This is a genomic window from Streptomyces sp. PT12, from assembly GCF_003311645.1.
In the GTDB taxonomy this organism is placed as follows: domain Bacteria; phylum Actinomycetota; class Actinomycetes; order Streptomycetales; family Streptomycetaceae; genus Streptomyces.
This window is the reverse complement of sequence record NZ_QEST01000090.1, coordinates 1-15,438: the sequence shown is the minus strand read 5'-3', so window position 1 is coordinate 15,438 and position 15,438 is coordinate 1. Positions and strand designations below refer to the sequence as shown.

The following is a 15,438-nucleotide window of genomic DNA, read 5'->3' as shown; positions in this document are numbered from 1 at the left end:
TTTCCAATCAACTACCGGCCGTCAGCGGCCCGTTCCACCGTAGACAACGGCCTCGTCGCTGTCGCTGTCCAGGCCGAACGCCGTGTGCACGGCGCGCACCGCCTCGTTGACGTCCTCCTCGCGGGTCACCACGGAGATGCGGATCTCGGAGGTGGAGATCAGCTCGATGTTGACGCCCGCGTTCGACAGCGCCTCGCAGAACGTCGCGGTGACGCCGGGGTTGGTCTTCATGCCCGCGCCGACGAGGGAGATCTTCGCGATCCGGTCGTCATAGCGAAGCGCTTCGAAACCGATCAACTCCCGCCGCTTCTCAAGCGCGTCGATCGCTTTCTGCCCCTCGTCCTTCGGGAGCGTGAACGAGATGTCGGTGAGACCGGTCGAGGCCGCCGAGAAGTTCTGCACGACCATGTCCATATTGATCTCGGCGTCGGCGATCGCGCGGAAGATCTTCGCCGCCTCGCCCGGCTTGTCGGGCACCGCGACGACCGTGATCTTCGCCTCGGAGGTGTCGTGCGCGACCCCCGAGATGATTGCCTGCTCCATCGGCTGACCTCCTGGCGGCTGATTGCTGACCCATGTGCCCTTGAGCCCCGAGAACGAGGACCGCACATGAATCGGAATGTTGTAACGCCGCGCGTACTCCACACAGCGGTGCAGCAGCACTTTCGAGCCGGAACTGGCCAGCTCCAGCATGTCTTCGAACGAGATCCAGTCGATCTTGCGCGCCTTGCGCACGACCCTGGGGTCGGCGCTGAACACGCCGTCGACGTCCGTGTAGATCTCGCACACCTCGGCGTTGAGCGCGGCGGCCAGCGCGACCGCCGTGGTGTCCGAGCCGCCTCGGCCGAGCGTCGTGATGTTCTTGCCGGTCTGGGAGACGCCCTGGAAGCCCGCGACGATCGCGATGTTCCCGGCGTCGACGGAGCTTTGGATGCGGCCAGGGGTGACGTCGATGATGCGGGCCCTGTTGTGGACGGAGTCGGTGATGACACCGGCCTGGCTGCCGGTGAAGGACTGCGCTTCGTGCCCGAGTGAGGTGATCGCCATCGCCAGCAGCGCCATCGAGATGCGCTCGCCCGCGGTCAGCAGCATGTCCAGCTCGCGCCCCGTCGCGACGGGGGACACCTGGCCCGCGAGATCGATCAGCTCGTCCGTCGTGTCGCCCATCGCGGAGACCACGACGACCACCTGGTGGCCGTCCTTCTTGGCCTCGATGACTCGCCTGGCGACGCGCTTGATGCCCTCGGCATCGGCTACGGAGGAGCCGCCGTACTTCTGCACGACAAGGCCCACGTGTGCTCGCTCCTCGTTCTCTTGCTCCCATGGCCGAAAATCGGCCACAGCCGGATGAAGTCTACCGAGCGGGCCGCTCCGCTCGCCCGCCCAGCGACCACCCCTGCCCCGGACACGTCACCCGCACACCGGACAATGCCACAAACGTAAGAGATGTCACAGACCCGCCTCGGCCGACCGCGTGGCAGGGCGAACGCCGGTGTGCTGGCGGCATCAACCGGACGCAACGCGCAGACATGGGTGATATGCCTCCATCCGGCCCCGATCTGCTCGACCCGCCGCTCCTGCGGGCGGTGCGGGAGACCGGGACCCACGGCGGGGCGATCTACCTCCTCGCCCTCGACCGCCGCATCCTGCGGCTCGCGGTGCTGACCTGCGCGCGTCGGGCCAGGCTGGCCGCCGCGGCGGCCAGCGGGGACGTGCGGGGGCACAACGTCAAGGCCGCCGCGTTGATGGGCCAGGTCCGCACCGCGGGCCACGTCGCGCGGACGAGCGCGGACGGCGGCATGGACCGGCTGGCCGACGACCTGGTGGGCCGGGCGCTGGCCCGGCGTGAGGCGCGGCGCGGGGTCAGGCTCCCGCCGAGCGGCCCAGGCCGAGCGGGGCGGCGATCTCCGCCTCCATCACGCGGCCCGCCTGCCGCTCCAGGTCGCCGTCCTCGGCGTCGCTGTCCGTGTCGAGACCGTCGAGCTCGGCCAGCGGAGTGTCGAGGCGGACGTGGGCGACCAGGGACTGGAGGGCGCGCAGGGCGGCGCTCGCGGTGGGGCCCCAGTTCGACAGGTAGGAGAACTGCCACCACCACAGGGCCTCGCTGACCCGGCCCTCGGTGTAGTGCGCCATGCCGTGCCGCAGGTCGGAGATGGTGTCGGCCAGGTCGTCGGAGATCCGGGCGGCGACCGGCGTGCTGCGCGGCACATAGGGGTCGAAGACCTCGGAGTAGACGTCGACGGGCGCGAGGAGCGAGGCCAGGCGCTCGCGCAGCTCGTCCATGTCGGGCTCGGGACCGGTGTCGGGCTCGTAGCGCTCCTCGGGAACGATGTCCTCGTGCGCCCCCAACCTGCCGCCCGCGAACAGCACTTGGGAGACCTGGAGCAGCAGGTGGGGCACCGCGGCGTCCGGGTCGTCGCCCTTGGCGACCTCCGAGACCGCGACGATGAAGCTCTCCACCTGGTCGGCGATCTGCACGGCGAAACTGTCAGGGCCTCCCCCCGCCGCACCGTTCCTCGGCGGCGACTTCGGCATCGGCGTCTCGGAGATCATGTGATCGCCTCCCCAACGGTCCCTATGTCTGCGTCTGCATTACACATCAAGCAGGCGCCTACCCTCGAACGCACGCCCCAAGGTGACCTCGTCGGCATACTCCAAGTCTCCCCCGACCGGCAGCCCGCTGGCTAGCCGAGTGACCCGAAGGCCCAGGGAGCCGACCATCCGCGCGAGGTAGGTGGCGGTCGCCTCGCCCTCCAGATTCGGGTCGGTGGCCAGGATCAGCTCCGTGACCGAGCCATCGGCGAGCCGGGCGAGCAGCTCCCTGATCCGCAGGTCACCTGGGCCCACGCCGTCGATCGGGCTGATCGCCCCGCCCAGCACGTGGTACCGCCCCCTGAACTCGCGCGTGCGTTCGATGGCGACGACGTCCTTGGGCTCCTCGACCACGCAGATGACCGCCTGGTCGCGGCGCGGGTCGAGGCAGACGCGGCACCGCTCCTCCTGTGCGACATTGCCGCACTCCGCGCAGAATCTGACCTTCTCCTTGACCTCGGTCAGCGCGTGCGCCAGGCGCCTGACATCGGCGGGCTCGGCCTGGAGGATGTGGAACGCTATCCGCTGGGCGCTCTTGGGGCCCACGCCGGGCAGTCGGCCCAGCTCGTCGATGAGGTCCTGGACCACGCCTTCGTACATCAGAACGGCAGCCCGGGAATGCCACCTCCGCCGAGCCCCTGGGCGAGGGGGCCGAGCTTGGTCTTGGCCAGCTCCTGAGCGGAGTTGTTCGCGTCTCGAACGGCCGCGACCACGAGGTCCGCCAGGGTCTCGGTGTCCTCGGGGTCCACCGCGCGCGGATCGATCACCAGACCGGTCAACTCGCCCGAGCCCGTGACCGTCGCCTTGACCAGCCCGCCGCCCGCGGAGCCCTCGACGGGCGTCTCGGCCAGCTCCTGCTGTGCCGCGGCAAGGTCTTGCTGCATCTTCTGGGCCTGCTGCAACAGCTGCTGCATATCGACCCCACCACCGGGGAACACGGCCTCACTCCTGGCTCGTCGACGTCGTTTCCTCTGCGCCTGCCCTCTTGAGCCTACGGGCTCGGGGCGCCGCGGTCTCACCCATGGGGCTCACTCGTGGTGAAACTCCTCGATAACGGTCGCCCCCAGCTCTCGAACGATCAGCTCATGGCCGCTGAGCGCCGTGTCGTCGAGGTCCGGGTCGTCCTCCTCTGGCATGTCGTCCTCGACCGCGACGGGCTGCGGGGCGGGTGCCGCGGGGGCCGGTGCGGGCGGGGCGGCGGGCTCGGACGCCCCCGGGGCCTGTGGCGGTGGCGCCTGGGGTGCCTGAGGCGTTTGCTGCGTTCGCTGGGCTTGCTGCGCGGAGGGCGGCGCCGGGGCGGGGGCCAGGCGTGCGAGGGCGGGCGTGGGCGCCATACGCGAGGGCGAGGCGGCCGCGGCCTGGGCCGCGCCCCCTCCGGGGTCCACGATGGCCTCGACCCGCCACTGACCGCCGACGGTCTCGGCCAGCGCCGTGCGGAGGACGTCCTCGCTGCCGCCGTTCGTGAAGCTGTCCCTGGCACCGGGGGTGGTGAAGCCGAGCCGGAGCACCCCGCCGTCGGCGTCGATGACCTGGGCGTTCTGGCTGAGCAGGATCCAGGTGAACCGGCGCTTGCCCTTGACCGTGTCGAGCACCTGGGGCCAGGCGTGCCGCACGACGGAGGAGTCGGGGCCGCTCGTCGCCGCGGGGGCGGGCGCGGTCTCGGCGCGCGCGGGCGCCGCGGGGCGCGCACCCGTGGGCCACGCGCCGGGCTGGCGGGCGGCGGGGGGCGGCGCGGCGGCCTGTGGCGGCGGCGCGGCGGGCGGCGGGGTCGGCGGGGGCTGCGCGGGGGCTTGTGGGGGTGGCGCTTGGGCCGCGGGCGGGGGTGGCGGCGCGGCAACGGGCGCGGGCGGGGGTGGCGGCGCGGCGGGCACGTTCGCGACCGGTCCGGCGCCGCCGCCCACCGGCCCTGCGCCGATGCCCCGCTCCAGCCGGTCGAGGCGGCTGAGGAGCGCCGCCTCGTCCCCGTAGGCCGCGGGCAGCAGCACCCGGGCGCAGATCAGCTCCAGCTGGAGCCGCGGGGAGGTGGCCCCCCGCATCTCGGTCAACCCGGCGTTGACAAGATCGGCCGCCCTGCTCAGCTCCGCTGGCCCCATCGCCCCCGCCTGCGCCCGCATCCGCTCCAGCACGTCCGCGGGCACGTCGATGAGCCCCTTGTCCGCGGCGTCCGGCACCGCGGCGAGGATGAGCAGGTCCCGCAGCCGCTCCAGCAGGTCCGTGACGAACCGCCGCGGATCGTGACCGCCCTCGATCACCCGGTCCACCACGCCGAAGGCCGCGGCGCCGTCCCCCGCGGCGAAGGCGTCGACCACCGAGTCGAGCAACGCCCCGTCGGTGTACCCGAGGAGGGCCGTCGCCATCTCGTAGGTGACGCCGTCCGCGCCCGCGCCCGCGAGCAGTTGGTCCATGACGGACATCGAGTCCCGCACCGAGCCCGCACCCGCCCGCACCACAAGGGGCAGCACGGCGCCGTCCACGGGGATCGCCTCGCGCTCGCAGACCTCCCCGAGGTAGTCCCGCAGCGTGCCGGGCGGGACCAGCCGGAACGGATAGTGGTGCGTGCGCGACCTGATGGTGCCGATGACCTTCTCGGGCTCGGTCGTCGCGAAGATGAACTTGAGGTGCTCGGGCGGCTCCTCGACCACCTTCAGCAGGGCGTTGAACCCCGCCGGGGTGACCATGTGCGCCTCGTCGATGATGTAGATCTTGTACCGGCTCGCGGCGGGGCCGAAGAACGCCTTCTCCCGCAGCTCCCTGGCGTCGTCCACGCCACCGTGCGAGGCGGCGTCGATCTCGATCACATCGATCGAACCAGGGCCGTTGCGCGCGAGATCGACACAGGACCGGCACTCGCCACAGGGTGCGGGGGTGGGGCCCTTCTCGCAGTTGAGGCAGCGGGCCAGGATGCGCGCGCTGGTCGTCTTGCCACAGCCTCGCGGCCCGCTGAAGAGATAGGCGTGATTGACCCGGTTGTTCCGCAGGGCCTGCTGCAACGGGTCGGTGACATGCTCCTGCCCGATGACCTCGGCGAAGGTCTCGGGTCGGTAGCGGCGGTACAGCGCGAGGGAGGACACACCACCGACGATATCGGCCGCCACTGACAGACGAGGGCCCCTCACGCACCCACCAGAGCTCACCTACCCTTGCTGCCTTCCGGCCCTGGGGGAGTTCAGCGAGATAGCGTCGCGTGAGGGGCTGACGCCAACCCTACCGGATCCCCACCCCCCACCCGCCCCCGCCCAAGTGGTTCGCGACCACTCGGCGATCTCTTGTATCGTGTCCGGCGGAGGATTCGCCTAGAGGCCTAGGGCGCACGCTTGGAAAGCGTGTTGGGTTCACACCCTCACGAGTTCGAATCTCGTATCCTCCGCCCAGCTCTCACCGGGCTGACCGTGGGCCCCGACCGCTCCGGCGGTCGGGGCCCACGTCGTTGCGTGGTCTCAGTTTTGGTCTCAGTTGCGCGGGGCGGACAGCGACGGACCTCCACGGACAGGCTCCGCCTGCTCTCTGCCAACGATCAAGGCACCGGCTCGTGATCGTCGGCAGCATCGAAACCAAGATCCTCCTGGGCGAGCAGCATGAGGCTCCGCAGCAACGTGCGTGGTCGCACCAGCGCAGGTCGACTCTCCGAACCGGCCAGCAGAGGAGAACGGCTACATCGCGCTGTCAGAGGATCAAAATAGGATGCCCAGCACAGCCTCCGCGGCCATTAGACCGCCGCCCGGACACGAGCAAGGACACCCTCGACTGATGGCAGTGACCCAGCAGGAGATCGAGAACCGCTTGTGGGACGCCGCCGACGAGCTGCGCGTAGCGATGCCCGAAGCGCAGTACTCCTCGGTCATGTTCCCTCTGATGTTCTGGAAGTACCTGTCGGACACCTGGGAGCACAACCATCAGGAGTTCCTGGCCCAGTACGAGGGCCTGGACGGACTCTCCGCCGAGGAAGCCCGCGAGATCGAGTACCGCGACCATCAGTCGTTCGAGATCCCGTTCATCTCCCCTGGCACCGTCCGGCAACGTCGCGCCTCTTGGTCGTCCATCCTCGCCACCATCGCCCAGCACGGCCTCGGCCAGCGGGTTCGCAGTTCTCTCCAGGCCATCGAGACCGCCAACCCCGACAAGTTCTCCCGTCTGTTCGGGTCTATGACCTGGACGTCCGAAGCGGTGCTGCCGGGGGAGGTGCTGGCGTCGGTCATGCGGGCGATGAACCGCACCCCAAAGATGCACGAGGGCAACATGTCCCACGACGTGCTCGGTGGAGCGTACGAGTACCTGCTGAAGCGGTTCTCCGACGGGTCCGGCACCCGCGCTGGCCAGTTCTTCACCCCGCGCGAGGTCGTCGAGCTGATCATCGAACTGCTGGCCCCCAAGAACCACGAGTCGGTGTACGACCCAACCTGCGGGTCAGGCGGCATGCTCATTGCCGCTGCGAACTTCCTGAAAACCCGGGGCGGGCGCGGGTACACGCTCAGCCTGAACGGGCAGGAGGCGGTGGCGGACACCGCAGGTGTCGCCCGCATGAACCTCTTCATGCACAACCTGACCGAGTTCAAGGTCAAGGTCGGCGACACCCTGAGGGACCCGCGCTTCAAGAAGCCGGACGGGTCCGTCATGCAATTCGACGTGATCGTCGCCAATCCGCCCTACAGCCTGAAGTGGAAACCCTGGACCAACGACCCGCGCGCCATCGGAGGGGTAGCCCCACAATCGTCGGCGGACTGGGCATTCGTGCAGCACATGATCGCCAGCATGGACCCGAAGAAGGGCCGCGCCGGCGTCGTCCTGCCTCACGGCGTCCTCTTCCGAGGTGGCCAGGAGGCAGCCATCCGCCAGCGCGTCGTGAACGATAACCTCCTGGAAGCCGTGATCGGGCTGCCCGCGAACCTCTTTTACAGCACGACGATCCCGACATGCATCCTCGTGTTCTGTGCCCGCGGTACCAAGACCCCGGAGCGGCAAAGCGGGGTGCTGTTCATTGATGCTTCCACCCGGTTCGCCAAGGCCAAGAACCGAAATGTCCTGACCAAGGCGGACATCGCTGACACCGTGACTGCCTACCATGCAAAGTTCGATGCCGGCGGCACCCCAGTGGACCCGGATGGAGCGGGCGGCCTCCCAACACGGCTCGTCCCCACCACGGAGATCGTGGCAAACGGGTACGACCTCAACATCGGTCGGTACATCAAGCAAGCCGCCGCCGAAAAGGAAGACCTCGGTACCCTCATCGACGCCTACAACATCGCCCGTGCTGAACGTCAGAAGACCGAGCAGCACATGCTCGCCGTCCTCGCCGCTGCTGGAATCGAGGGCTTCGATGAGTGACTGGCAGCAAACCACGCTTGGGGCGGTGATGAGCCAGGTTTCCCGAGCGGTCAGGGTCGAGGACCTGACCGAGGCTCGATACGCCGGGGTGCGCTGGTATGCCGGAGGAGTGTACGACCGCGAGACGGTCCCTGCCCAGAAGATCAAGGGCAAGACGCTCTACCAGATCAAGCGTGACGACATCGTGTACAACCGGATGTGGGCAACCAAGGCTTCTTTCGGGGTAGTCAGGGACGACGCTGACGGCTGCTTTGTCACCAACGACTTCCCAGTTTTCACGGTCGATCCCAAGGCGGTCCTGCCGGAATACGTCGAGGCCATCTTCCACACCGCCTCGTTCCGGTCTGAGGCGGCAGGGCGAGCGGTCGGCACCACAGAGCGCCGACGTCTTCATGTGCGGGACTTCGTGAATATCCCCGTCATCCTTCCGCTCCTACCGGTGCAGGAGAGGATCATCAAGATCATCAGGGCGGTCGATGACCAGATCGCAGCGCTCGAAGCCGAGGTTGACGCCATCATTGGAGTCCGTACGGGCATGGTCGGAAGGTCTGCCGATACCGAGCAGACAGCCCTTGGAAGCCTGGGAGTTGTGTCGCAGGGAAAGGGACTTCCGAAAGAGTTTCAGGGCAAGCGGACGGGCGAGGTTTCTTGGTACAAGATTTCGGACATGACCGGCCCCGGGAACGCGTTCGGTTACACCCTTGCCGATACGAGACTCACGCTCTCAGAGGTAGCTGAGAACGGCGGGGTTGTGGCCGAGGCTGGCGCGGTTACATTTCCGAGAGTTGGGGCGGCAGTTCTCACCGAAAAGAAGCGGATCGTGGATACCCCAGGAGCGCTGGATGAGAACCATCTCATCATCACGCCCGGGGAAGGGACGAACTCGGAGTATCTGTTGGCAGTCATGGAGAGCTTCGCGCTCTCGGAGCTGGTCCGTCCGGGCGCCGTACCTTCGTTGAACATGGGCCTGATTCGTTCGACGAAAGTTCCTTGGAGCTGGACGGAGAACCGGTCCCTCGGGACTGCACTAGGCGCGCTCCGAGCTGAATCTCGTGCGCTGGCAGCTGAAGCTGCCAGCCTTCGCGCCACTCGGGCAGCCCTCCTTTCGGGCCTGCTGGACCGCACCATCGAGATTGAGTCTGCCGAGCTGGAGGTCTGAGCCGTGGCGAAGGGCGTTCGGGAGCGCGAGTTCCAGAACCTGATGATCCAGTGGTCTCTCCCCATGGGCTGGGGCTTCACAGCGGGCAGGTCGCTGCCGCGCGAGACGACACAGACGGTGCTCGCTGGCCAGCTGCGGGATGCCATCGTGCGGCTCAACCCTGGGGTGATCGATGGGTTCGACGTGGACGCGGTGGTCGAGGAGATCATCACCACGGTCAACGCTGTCGACGGCGGGCTGGTACGGGCCAACGAGCAGGTGCTGAAACTGCTGCGCGGGCAAAAGGAGTTCCGGGACGCCGACGGCGTGTGGCACACCCTGAAGATCATCGACTTCGAGCATCCGACCACCAACACGCTGGTCGTATCGGACGAGGTGACCATAACCGTCCCCGGCAAGACCCCTCGCCGGTTCGACCTCGTGTACTGGGTCAACGGCCTGCCACTGGTAGTGGTCGAGGTGAAATCACCGACCGCGAAGTCCGGGTGGGCCGACGCCGCGCGCGAGATCAACGACGTGTACGCCACCGAGTACCCGTGGTTCTTCACCCCCAACGTCTTTGCCATCGCCTCCGACGGGCTGAAGCTGCGGTTCGGCGCCGCAGGCGCGCCCATGAACGAGTGGCAGCCGTTCCGATCCACCACCGACGACGAGAACCTGTCCGGGCAGGCCGACGTGCAACGCTCCGTCGAGCTGCTGCTCAACCCGGCCACAATCCTGGACATGCTTGTCAACTTCGCCCTCTTCGGCACCTCTGGGGGAGGGGCGGACAAGAAGTACCTGCCTCGCTATCCGCAGCTGGAAGCCGCCCATCTCATCCACAAGCGAGTCCTGGCAGGCGGAAAGAAGGGTCTGATCTGGCACCACCAAGGCAGTGGAAAGACGCTGCTGATGGTGTTTGCCGCCTCGCTTCTGCTGGCCGATACCCGTACCGAGTCACCCACGATCATCCTGCTCTCGGATCGGATCGATCTCGTCCGGCAGACCTCAGGGGTGTTCACCTCCGCGATGGGGGACGCCTACTTTCACCAGCCCGCCACCAGCAAGGAGTTGCGGTCCCTTCTGGCCGACGACGTGCGCGGCGTCATCTCCACGACGGTTCACAAGTTCGCCGACGCCGGCAAGGACCTGTCGACCCGGGGCGACATCATCGTGCTGGTCGACGAGGCACACCGAACCCAGTCCTCCAAGTCCGATTCCTTGGCCGGGCAGATGCGCGCAGCGTTGCCGCACGCGAAGTTCTTTGGCATGACCGGCACCCCCATCAGGAATCTCGCCACCGACACCTTCGCCCTCTTCGGTGAGGAGGCCGACCCGGACAGGGTGCTGCACCGATACTCGGTGTCCCGCTCTCTGCAGGACGAGGCGACCGTCCCGGTCATGCTGGACCCGCACCCGGTCCTCTTCGAGATGAACGACCAAGCGCTGCAGGCTGAGTTCGACCAGTTCGCCGACGACTTCGACCTCGACGACCCCGACCGTGAAACCCTGTCCCGCAAGTTCGGGCGCCTCACCTCAGTGTTCGCCAACCCCGAACGCATTCAGACGGTCTGCCAGGACATCGTGGACCACTACCTGGCCGGCGCCTACCGCAACGGCCTCAAAGCCCAGGTTGTCGCCTACAACCGTGAGCTGGCTGTGGCTTACACGGACAAGATCAATGAACTGCTGACCGGCTACGAGGCGTCGCAGGTGCTCGCCGAGGTCGGCAAGCACGACCGGATCACCGCCGAGGTCAACATCCACGTCAAGGACTCCAAGGACGAGGACCCCGCCATGCGGCCGTACCAGCTCTCGGAGACCGACGAGGAGGACCAGAAGCGGCGCTTCCTCACTCCGGACGATCCGCTGTGCTTCCTGGTAGTGACCGCGAAGCTGATGACGGGGTTCGACGCCCCCAACGAGGGCGTCCTCTACCTGGACAAGCCGTTGAAGGCCCACAACCTGTTCCAGACGATCACACGGCCGAACCGCACCTGGGTTTCCCCGACCGGGTTCGTGAAGACCTCCGGGGTAGTCGTTGACTACATCGGCCTGGCTGAGGAAGTCCAGCGCGCCGTCGTCGACCCCACCGCGGAGGGTGCCGCCGGCAGGGGCGGAGGGTTCGTCACCGATCTGACCGAGCTGGTTGCCGAGTTCCGCACCACCTTCGCCCGCATCGAAGACCTCTTCACGGACGTGGACGGCCTGGACCTCGCGGTCCACGGATATGAGTCCGTGCGAGCCATCAACGCCTTCCTGGAGGCCGACCCTGTCGCCGCCGAGGTGTTCTCCAAGGACTACCGACTCTTGGCCCGGCTGTACCCGCTCATCAACGCCGACAAGCGGATCGCCAAGTACCGGGAGGGTTTCGGGCTTTTCGGGTCTGCGTACACGACCCTGTTCAAGAAGTCCTCCGACGAGGAGAGGAAGGAACGCCTGGGCGAGCTGGGACCGATGGTCCTGGAGATAATCAATGCCCACGTCCACTCCTTCTCTGTGGTCGCCTCCCAGGAGGAACCCCTCGTCCTCGACGCCCAGGGCATCACCATCCTCAAGGAGCTGCTGGCGCTCGTCCGCCCCAAGCCCGGCAAGGACGATGACAAGGACAAGAGGCCGCCGTCTGCGGCGGAGATCCTGGACCACATCAAGGCTGCCCTCGACAAGGGTGTCGAACCGGGGTCCGCAAAGTACACCGCCCTGGCGGAGCGGATAAGGCAGCTGCGGGACCGGATCATCCAGAACGCCCACGACGCCCTGGAGTTCCTGGCCGAAGCACTCCGGGTCGCCCGTGCCGTCGTGAATGCCGAGAAGCACCCTGACGAAGCCGTCGTGCTGGATGATGACCATGTAGGTGTCCTGTCGCGGATCATCCACGACCACGCACCGCCCGGCCTCACCGTCACAGAGCGGAACCTGGCCGAGGAGATCGACCAGGTGGTCAAGCGCACTCTCGCCCAATCATGGGACAACGCCGAAGCCCGCAACCGCGGCGTCCGCCGTGCCACCGCCGCGGTCTTCCGCCGGTACATGTTGAAGCCGGTGGGGGAGCCGTATGACTCCACCGTTGCCTACATCGAAGCCCACTATCTCGTCGACTGATGTATGTACTGAGGCCCGGCAACCCGTGGCGGTCGCCGGGCCTCGTTGCGCTGCGTGGGCCTGACGCACACCCTGACGTCACCTGGGCGGTGCGCCGGTGTGGTTCGTCCTGGTGTACGGCAAGCCGGGGCGCTACCAGTCGTCGGTGTCGCCGTACTTTCCCGGGTTCCGGGCGCGATCCACAGCCTGTGCACAAGCCTCGGCGAAGGCCACATCCACGGCGTCCTTGTCCGTGCCTCGCACCCGGGCCTCGACCTCTTGGCCCGTGCCGGGCCGCCGACTGGTGCGCCAGGCCGAGGGGCGGTCGGTGTAGCGATCGGATTCGAAGTCCCATGCCGACGCCGACCACTGCTCCGGAACTCCGGTTGCCGCGCGCTCACCGCCGGGGAGGAACAGGGCTCGGGCATGGAAGACCACGGCCCGATTCGGCACGCGATCACGGATGGCGCTCGCGGCGCCGGGGCCCTGGTGCTCCCAGCGCCAACGGTCCCATTCCTCGACCTCGGCGGTGTGGTCGGGCCAGTCCTCGCTCCATCGTGCGACGACCTCGTCGGCGTGCCCGCGGTGGAGGAAGGCAACCCGTCGTTCGCCGAGGCGGGCGACGTGGACGACCAGCTCAGCAGGAACCGGGCTTTGGTTGACCTCCGGCGCAGCACTTTCCGCCGTCTGGTCCGTGCCCCACAGGAGGCCGCCGACCTTGGCAGCAGTGTCCTTGAGGACGCGGCTGGTCAGGTGTTGGTAGCGGCGGCGCATCCGGGCGGATTTGCCGGGTTCCCAGCCCATGATGGCGTCGACGACCGTGTCGGGGACGCCGAGGATGAGGAGGACGGTCGCCGCGGTGTGGCGGGCATCGTGGAGACGGGCGTCGCGGACGCCCGCCGCCTTCAAGAGCTCCTTCCACTTGTGGTAGTCGGTGTTCGGGTTCAGGGGCTCGCCGGTGGGCGAGGTGAACACGTATCCCTTCTCCGTCCACAGGTCACGGGCCCGCGCACGCTCGCGCGCCTGCTCCTCGCGGTGCTGCCGAAGCAGCTGGAGCAGCTCGTCGGGGACGCCGATGGGGCGCTGGCCAGCGCGGGACTTGGCGTTCTTCGTCTCGCGCCGGGTGTTGATCTTCTGGGGGCAGAAGCCAGCCTTGCGTCCGCAGCGGTCTCCGCAGCCATGCTTGTAGCGGGGCCGCAATCGGCCCCGGCGTACGCGGATGACGCCGAACTCGAAGTCGACGTCGTCCCACTGCATGCCGAGGACCTCGCCCTGGCGCAGGCCGAGGGCGAGCGCGATGACCCAGCGGGCGGTGTTGCGGTGCTTGCCCGCTTCGGCGAGGAGGCGCTGGACCTCCTCGACCGTGTAGGGCTCGACCTCGTCGTCTTCGACCGTGGGGGCCTTGGCGATGGATGCCGGGTTCACAGTGAGGTTCTGGCGTCGCACGGCCTCGTTGAGGGCGGCACGAACCGTGCGGTGGACCTGGTGTGCGGTGCCGGCGGCGCTGCCGTTGTCCTGCATCTTCTTGTAGAAGCGCTCCAAGTGCTCGGGTTCGAGCCGCTCCAGGCGGTGGGCTCCGAGGCCGGGGATGAGGTGGTAGTAGACCGCTACTCGATAACCGTCGATCGTGTTCTCCGAGACGTGCGCGGCGGCGATGTTCTCGACCCAGTGGGTGAGCCACGTCTTCACGGTCCATGACTGGCCGACTTTGCGAACGATGCCTTTGTCGCGCTCCCGCTCCAGCTCGCGGACGACCTTGGTGACCTCAGGGCGGGTCTGGCGGCTGACGTGACGCCGGTCCGGGGTGCCGTCGTCCTTGACTCCGACGGTGACGCGACCGTGCCAGCGGCCGTCCTTGCCGAGGTAGATGGACGAGGCACCGTTGGGCTGGCGGGTCTTGGCGGTACGGGAGTCGGTCACGCGGCTGTCCCGAAGTCCGGCGCGCCGAGCTGGCGGGTCAGAAAGTCGTTCACCGCCTCCGCTGGGATTCGCCGGAGACTGCCGATCTTCACGGAGGCGATCTCTCCGGTGGAGACGTACTCGTACAGCTTGGTGCGGCCGATGCCCAGGCGGCGGGCGGCCTCCTCGACAGTCAGAGCAACGAGCGTGGCGTCACCGCCGACGGCGCGATGCTGGGCCACGAGGGTGCGCAGGGCGTCCTCAGGGATGTCCAGGAGATGGGCTATCTGGGCAAGCGGGAGATCGTTTTCGTACAAGGGGTGAGGTCCCTTCTTGCTGGCATGGTGCGGCAACACCGGCCTGCCGGTCGATCACTAGGGATGAGGGGTTTGCGCCCGGGGGTTTGCGGGCCCAGGCGGGGAGGGGGAGGGAGGCTACTTCTCGTCGTCGGAAGGAGCGTCGTCGTGTGCGGCAGCTGCCTTGGCGATGGCGTTGGAGACCATGACGTCGGCTTCGGTGCGGATGTCGGGGTGTTCGGTGAGGTAGGTGTCGAGGGCGTCGCGTGCCTGGGTGTAGGTGGTGTTGGCGCGTTGGGTCTGGCGGAAGGCGTCGACGACGGCGTCGATGAGTTCCATGGCGCGGGCTTTGGCGGCGAGTTGTGGGGGACCGACGAGGTTGCGCAGGTCGAGGCCGAAGACCTCGGCGAAGCCGATGGCCTCGTCGAGGTTGATGCGGCGTTTGCCGTTCTCGATGCGCCAGACGCCGGAGGGGTTCATGTCGAAGCCGGCCTCGTTCAGGCGGTCGGAGAGGGCGTTGGTGCTCCAGCCGCGGGCTTCGCGTTCCAGCTTGATGCGCACCGCGACGTTCGCCTCGCCGCTGAGCAGCACCCCCTGAGGGGAGTTTTCGTCTGCCACCGCCTCCAGCCCCTTCCGTGCGTAGTGCGCCACTGCTAGGTGCAGCGGGCGGGCTGAACCGTAGCATGCATTCTGCGACAGGGAGAATCCTCCTGCGATCTGCAATCATGTGGCATGGTGTGGCCGCGAACGCCGCGCATGACAAAAGCCCCCGGCTGTCACCGGGGGCCAAGCGCAAACCTCTCAACCGCCATCCCTAGCGATCGACCCGCGTGGCCGGGATTGCCGTCCCATATGGGCCCGCGAGCAGAGGAGCTGACACCAGTATGACCGATCCCCACTCGCCCACGCCATCCCTCCCCGCCACCGGCGCCCTGCCGGAGGGCGCGCAGGTGCTGACCGATCTGCGGGCCCAGATCAGGCGATTCGTTGTGATGCCGAGCGAGGAAGCCCTCACGGCGGTGACCTTGTGGGTGGCCACCACGCACCTGCAGCCCGCGTGGCAGCACGCGCCGCGTCTGGCCGTGGTCGGTCCGGCCAAGCGCTGCGGCA

At 67.9% G+C, this 15,438-nt stretch carries 11 protein-coding genes, 1 tRNA gene, 1 other RNA gene and 1 pseudogene; 5 read left to right on the top strand and 9 right to left on the bottom strand.

The genetic code is table 11. From position 1 onward, the window contains the following. Positions 1 to 21: 21 nt before the first annotated feature. The 6 genes from DEH69_RS10385 to ffs all read right to left on the bottom strand — a co-directional run bounded on the left by DEH69_RS10385 (position 22) and on the right by ffs (position 5,789). Positions 22 to 1,293, bottom strand: a complete 1,272-nt coding sequence (locus tag DEH69_RS10385) for an aspartate kinase (RefSeq protein ID WP_113686651.1) — start codon at positions 1,291 to 1,293, stop codon at positions 22 to 24. A 570-nt stretch (positions 1,294 to 1,863) separates the two neighbouring features. Next, entirely contained in the window at positions 1,864 to 2,553 is a 690-nt protein-coding gene (locus DEH69_RS10380) for a DUF5063 domain-containing protein (protein ID WP_113686650.1), read from the bottom strand. Between the two features lie 39 nt (positions 2,554 to 2,592). After that, the gene (gene recR / locus DEH69_RS10375; protein WP_113686649.1) at positions 2,593 to 3,192 is read right to left on the bottom strand and encodes a recombination mediator RecR; all 600 of its coding nucleotides are present in this window, start codon (positions 3,190 to 3,192) and stop codon (positions 2,593 to 2,595) included. Next, positions 3,192 to 3,530: a YbaB/EbfC family nucleoid-associated protein gene (locus DEH69_RS10370; RefSeq protein ID WP_113686648.1), complete on the bottom strand. Its 339-nt coding sequence runs from the start codon at positions 3,528 to 3,530 to the stop codon at positions 3,192 to 3,194. The genes recR and DEH69_RS10370 overlap by 1 nt, the downstream gene beginning before the upstream one ends. Positions 3,531 to 3,620: 90 nt before the next feature. Next, complete coding sequence (locus tag DEH69_RS10365; RefSeq protein ID WP_113686669.1) at positions 3,621 to 5,663, bottom strand: DNA polymerase III subunit gamma and tau; 2,043 nt, start codon at positions 5,661 to 5,663, stop codon at positions 3,621 to 3,623. Between the two features lie 29 nt (positions 5,664 to 5,692). Next, positions 5,693 to 5,789: signal recognition particle sRNA small type (ffs, locus tag DEH69_RS10360), an RNA gene on the bottom strand. Positions 5,790 to 5,874: 85 nt separating this feature from the next. Between ffs and DEH69_RS10355 the strand changes: the two genes are divergently transcribed. The 4 genes from DEH69_RS10355 (at position 5,875) to DEH69_RS10340 (ending at position 12,154) form a co-directional block, all read left to right on the top strand. After that, positions 5,875 to 5,959: transfer RNA gene (locus DEH69_RS10355), tRNA-Ser, on the top strand. 380 nt (positions 5,960 to 6,339) lie between these two features. Beyond that, positions 6,340 to 7,914, top strand: a complete 1,575-nt coding sequence (locus tag DEH69_RS10350) for a type I restriction-modification system subunit M (protein ID WP_113686647.1) — start codon at positions 6,340 to 6,342, stop codon at positions 7,912 to 7,914. After that, entirely contained in the window at positions 7,907 to 9,073 is a 1,167-nt protein-coding gene (locus DEH69_RS10345) for a restriction endonuclease subunit S (protein WP_113686646.1), read from the top strand. The genes DEH69_RS10350 and DEH69_RS10345 overlap by 8 nt, the downstream gene beginning before the upstream one ends. Positions 9,074 to 9,076: 3 nt before the next feature. Then, entirely contained in the window at positions 9,077 to 12,154 is a 3,078-nt protein-coding gene (locus tag DEH69_RS10340) for a type I restriction endonuclease subunit R (protein ID WP_113686645.1), read from the top strand. Between the two features lie 132 nt (positions 12,155 to 12,286). On the opposite strand, the gene DEH69_RS10335 is transcribed toward DEH69_RS10340, so the two are convergent. The 3 genes from DEH69_RS10335 to DEH69_RS10325 form a co-directional block, all read right to left on the bottom strand. Beyond that, positions 12,287 to 14,053 carry a site-specific integrase gene (locus tag DEH69_RS10335; RefSeq protein WP_113686644.1) on the bottom strand — a complete coding sequence of 589 codons (1,767 nt, stop codon included), beginning with the start codon at positions 14,051 to 14,053 and terminating at the stop codon, positions 12,287 to 12,289. After that, positions 14,050 to 14,349: a helix-turn-helix domain-containing protein gene (locus DEH69_RS10330; protein ID WP_113686643.1), complete on the bottom strand. Its 300-nt coding sequence runs from the start codon at positions 14,347 to 14,349 to the stop codon at positions 14,050 to 14,052. The genes DEH69_RS10335 and DEH69_RS10330 overlap by 4 nt, the downstream gene beginning before the upstream one ends. 117 nt (positions 14,350 to 14,466) lie before the next feature. Beyond that, positions 14,467 to 14,946: a helix-turn-helix transcriptional regulator gene (locus tag DEH69_RS10325; RefSeq protein WP_113686668.1), complete on the bottom strand. Its 480-nt coding sequence runs from the start codon at positions 14,944 to 14,946 to the stop codon at positions 14,467 to 14,469. A gap of 266 nt (positions 14,947 to 15,212) precedes the next feature. On the opposite strand from DEH69_RS10325, the pseudogene DEH69_RS30950 reads away from it, so the two are divergent. Beyond that, positions 15,213 to 15,438: pseudogene (locus DEH69_RS30950) on the top strand (hypothetical protein); the annotation flags it as partial.

Excerpts from the sequence above, each read along its gene's own strand:
- DEH69_RS10380 (WP_113686650.1), bottom strand. The coding sequence starts at position 2,553 with ATGATCTCCGAGACGCCGATGCCGAAGTCGCCGCCGAGGAACGGTGCG.
- recR (WP_113686649.1), bottom strand. The coding sequence starts at position 3,192 with ATGTACGAAGGCGTGGTCCAGGACCTCATCGACGAGCTGGGCCGACTG.
- DEH69_RS10350 (WP_113686647.1), top strand. The coding sequence starts at position 6,340 with ATGGCAGTGACCCAGCAGGAGATCGAGAACCGCTTGTGGGACGCCGCC.
- DEH69_RS10345 (WP_113686646.1), top strand. The coding sequence starts at position 7,907 with ATGAGTGACTGGCAGCAAACCACGCTTGGGGCGGTGATGAGCCAGGTT.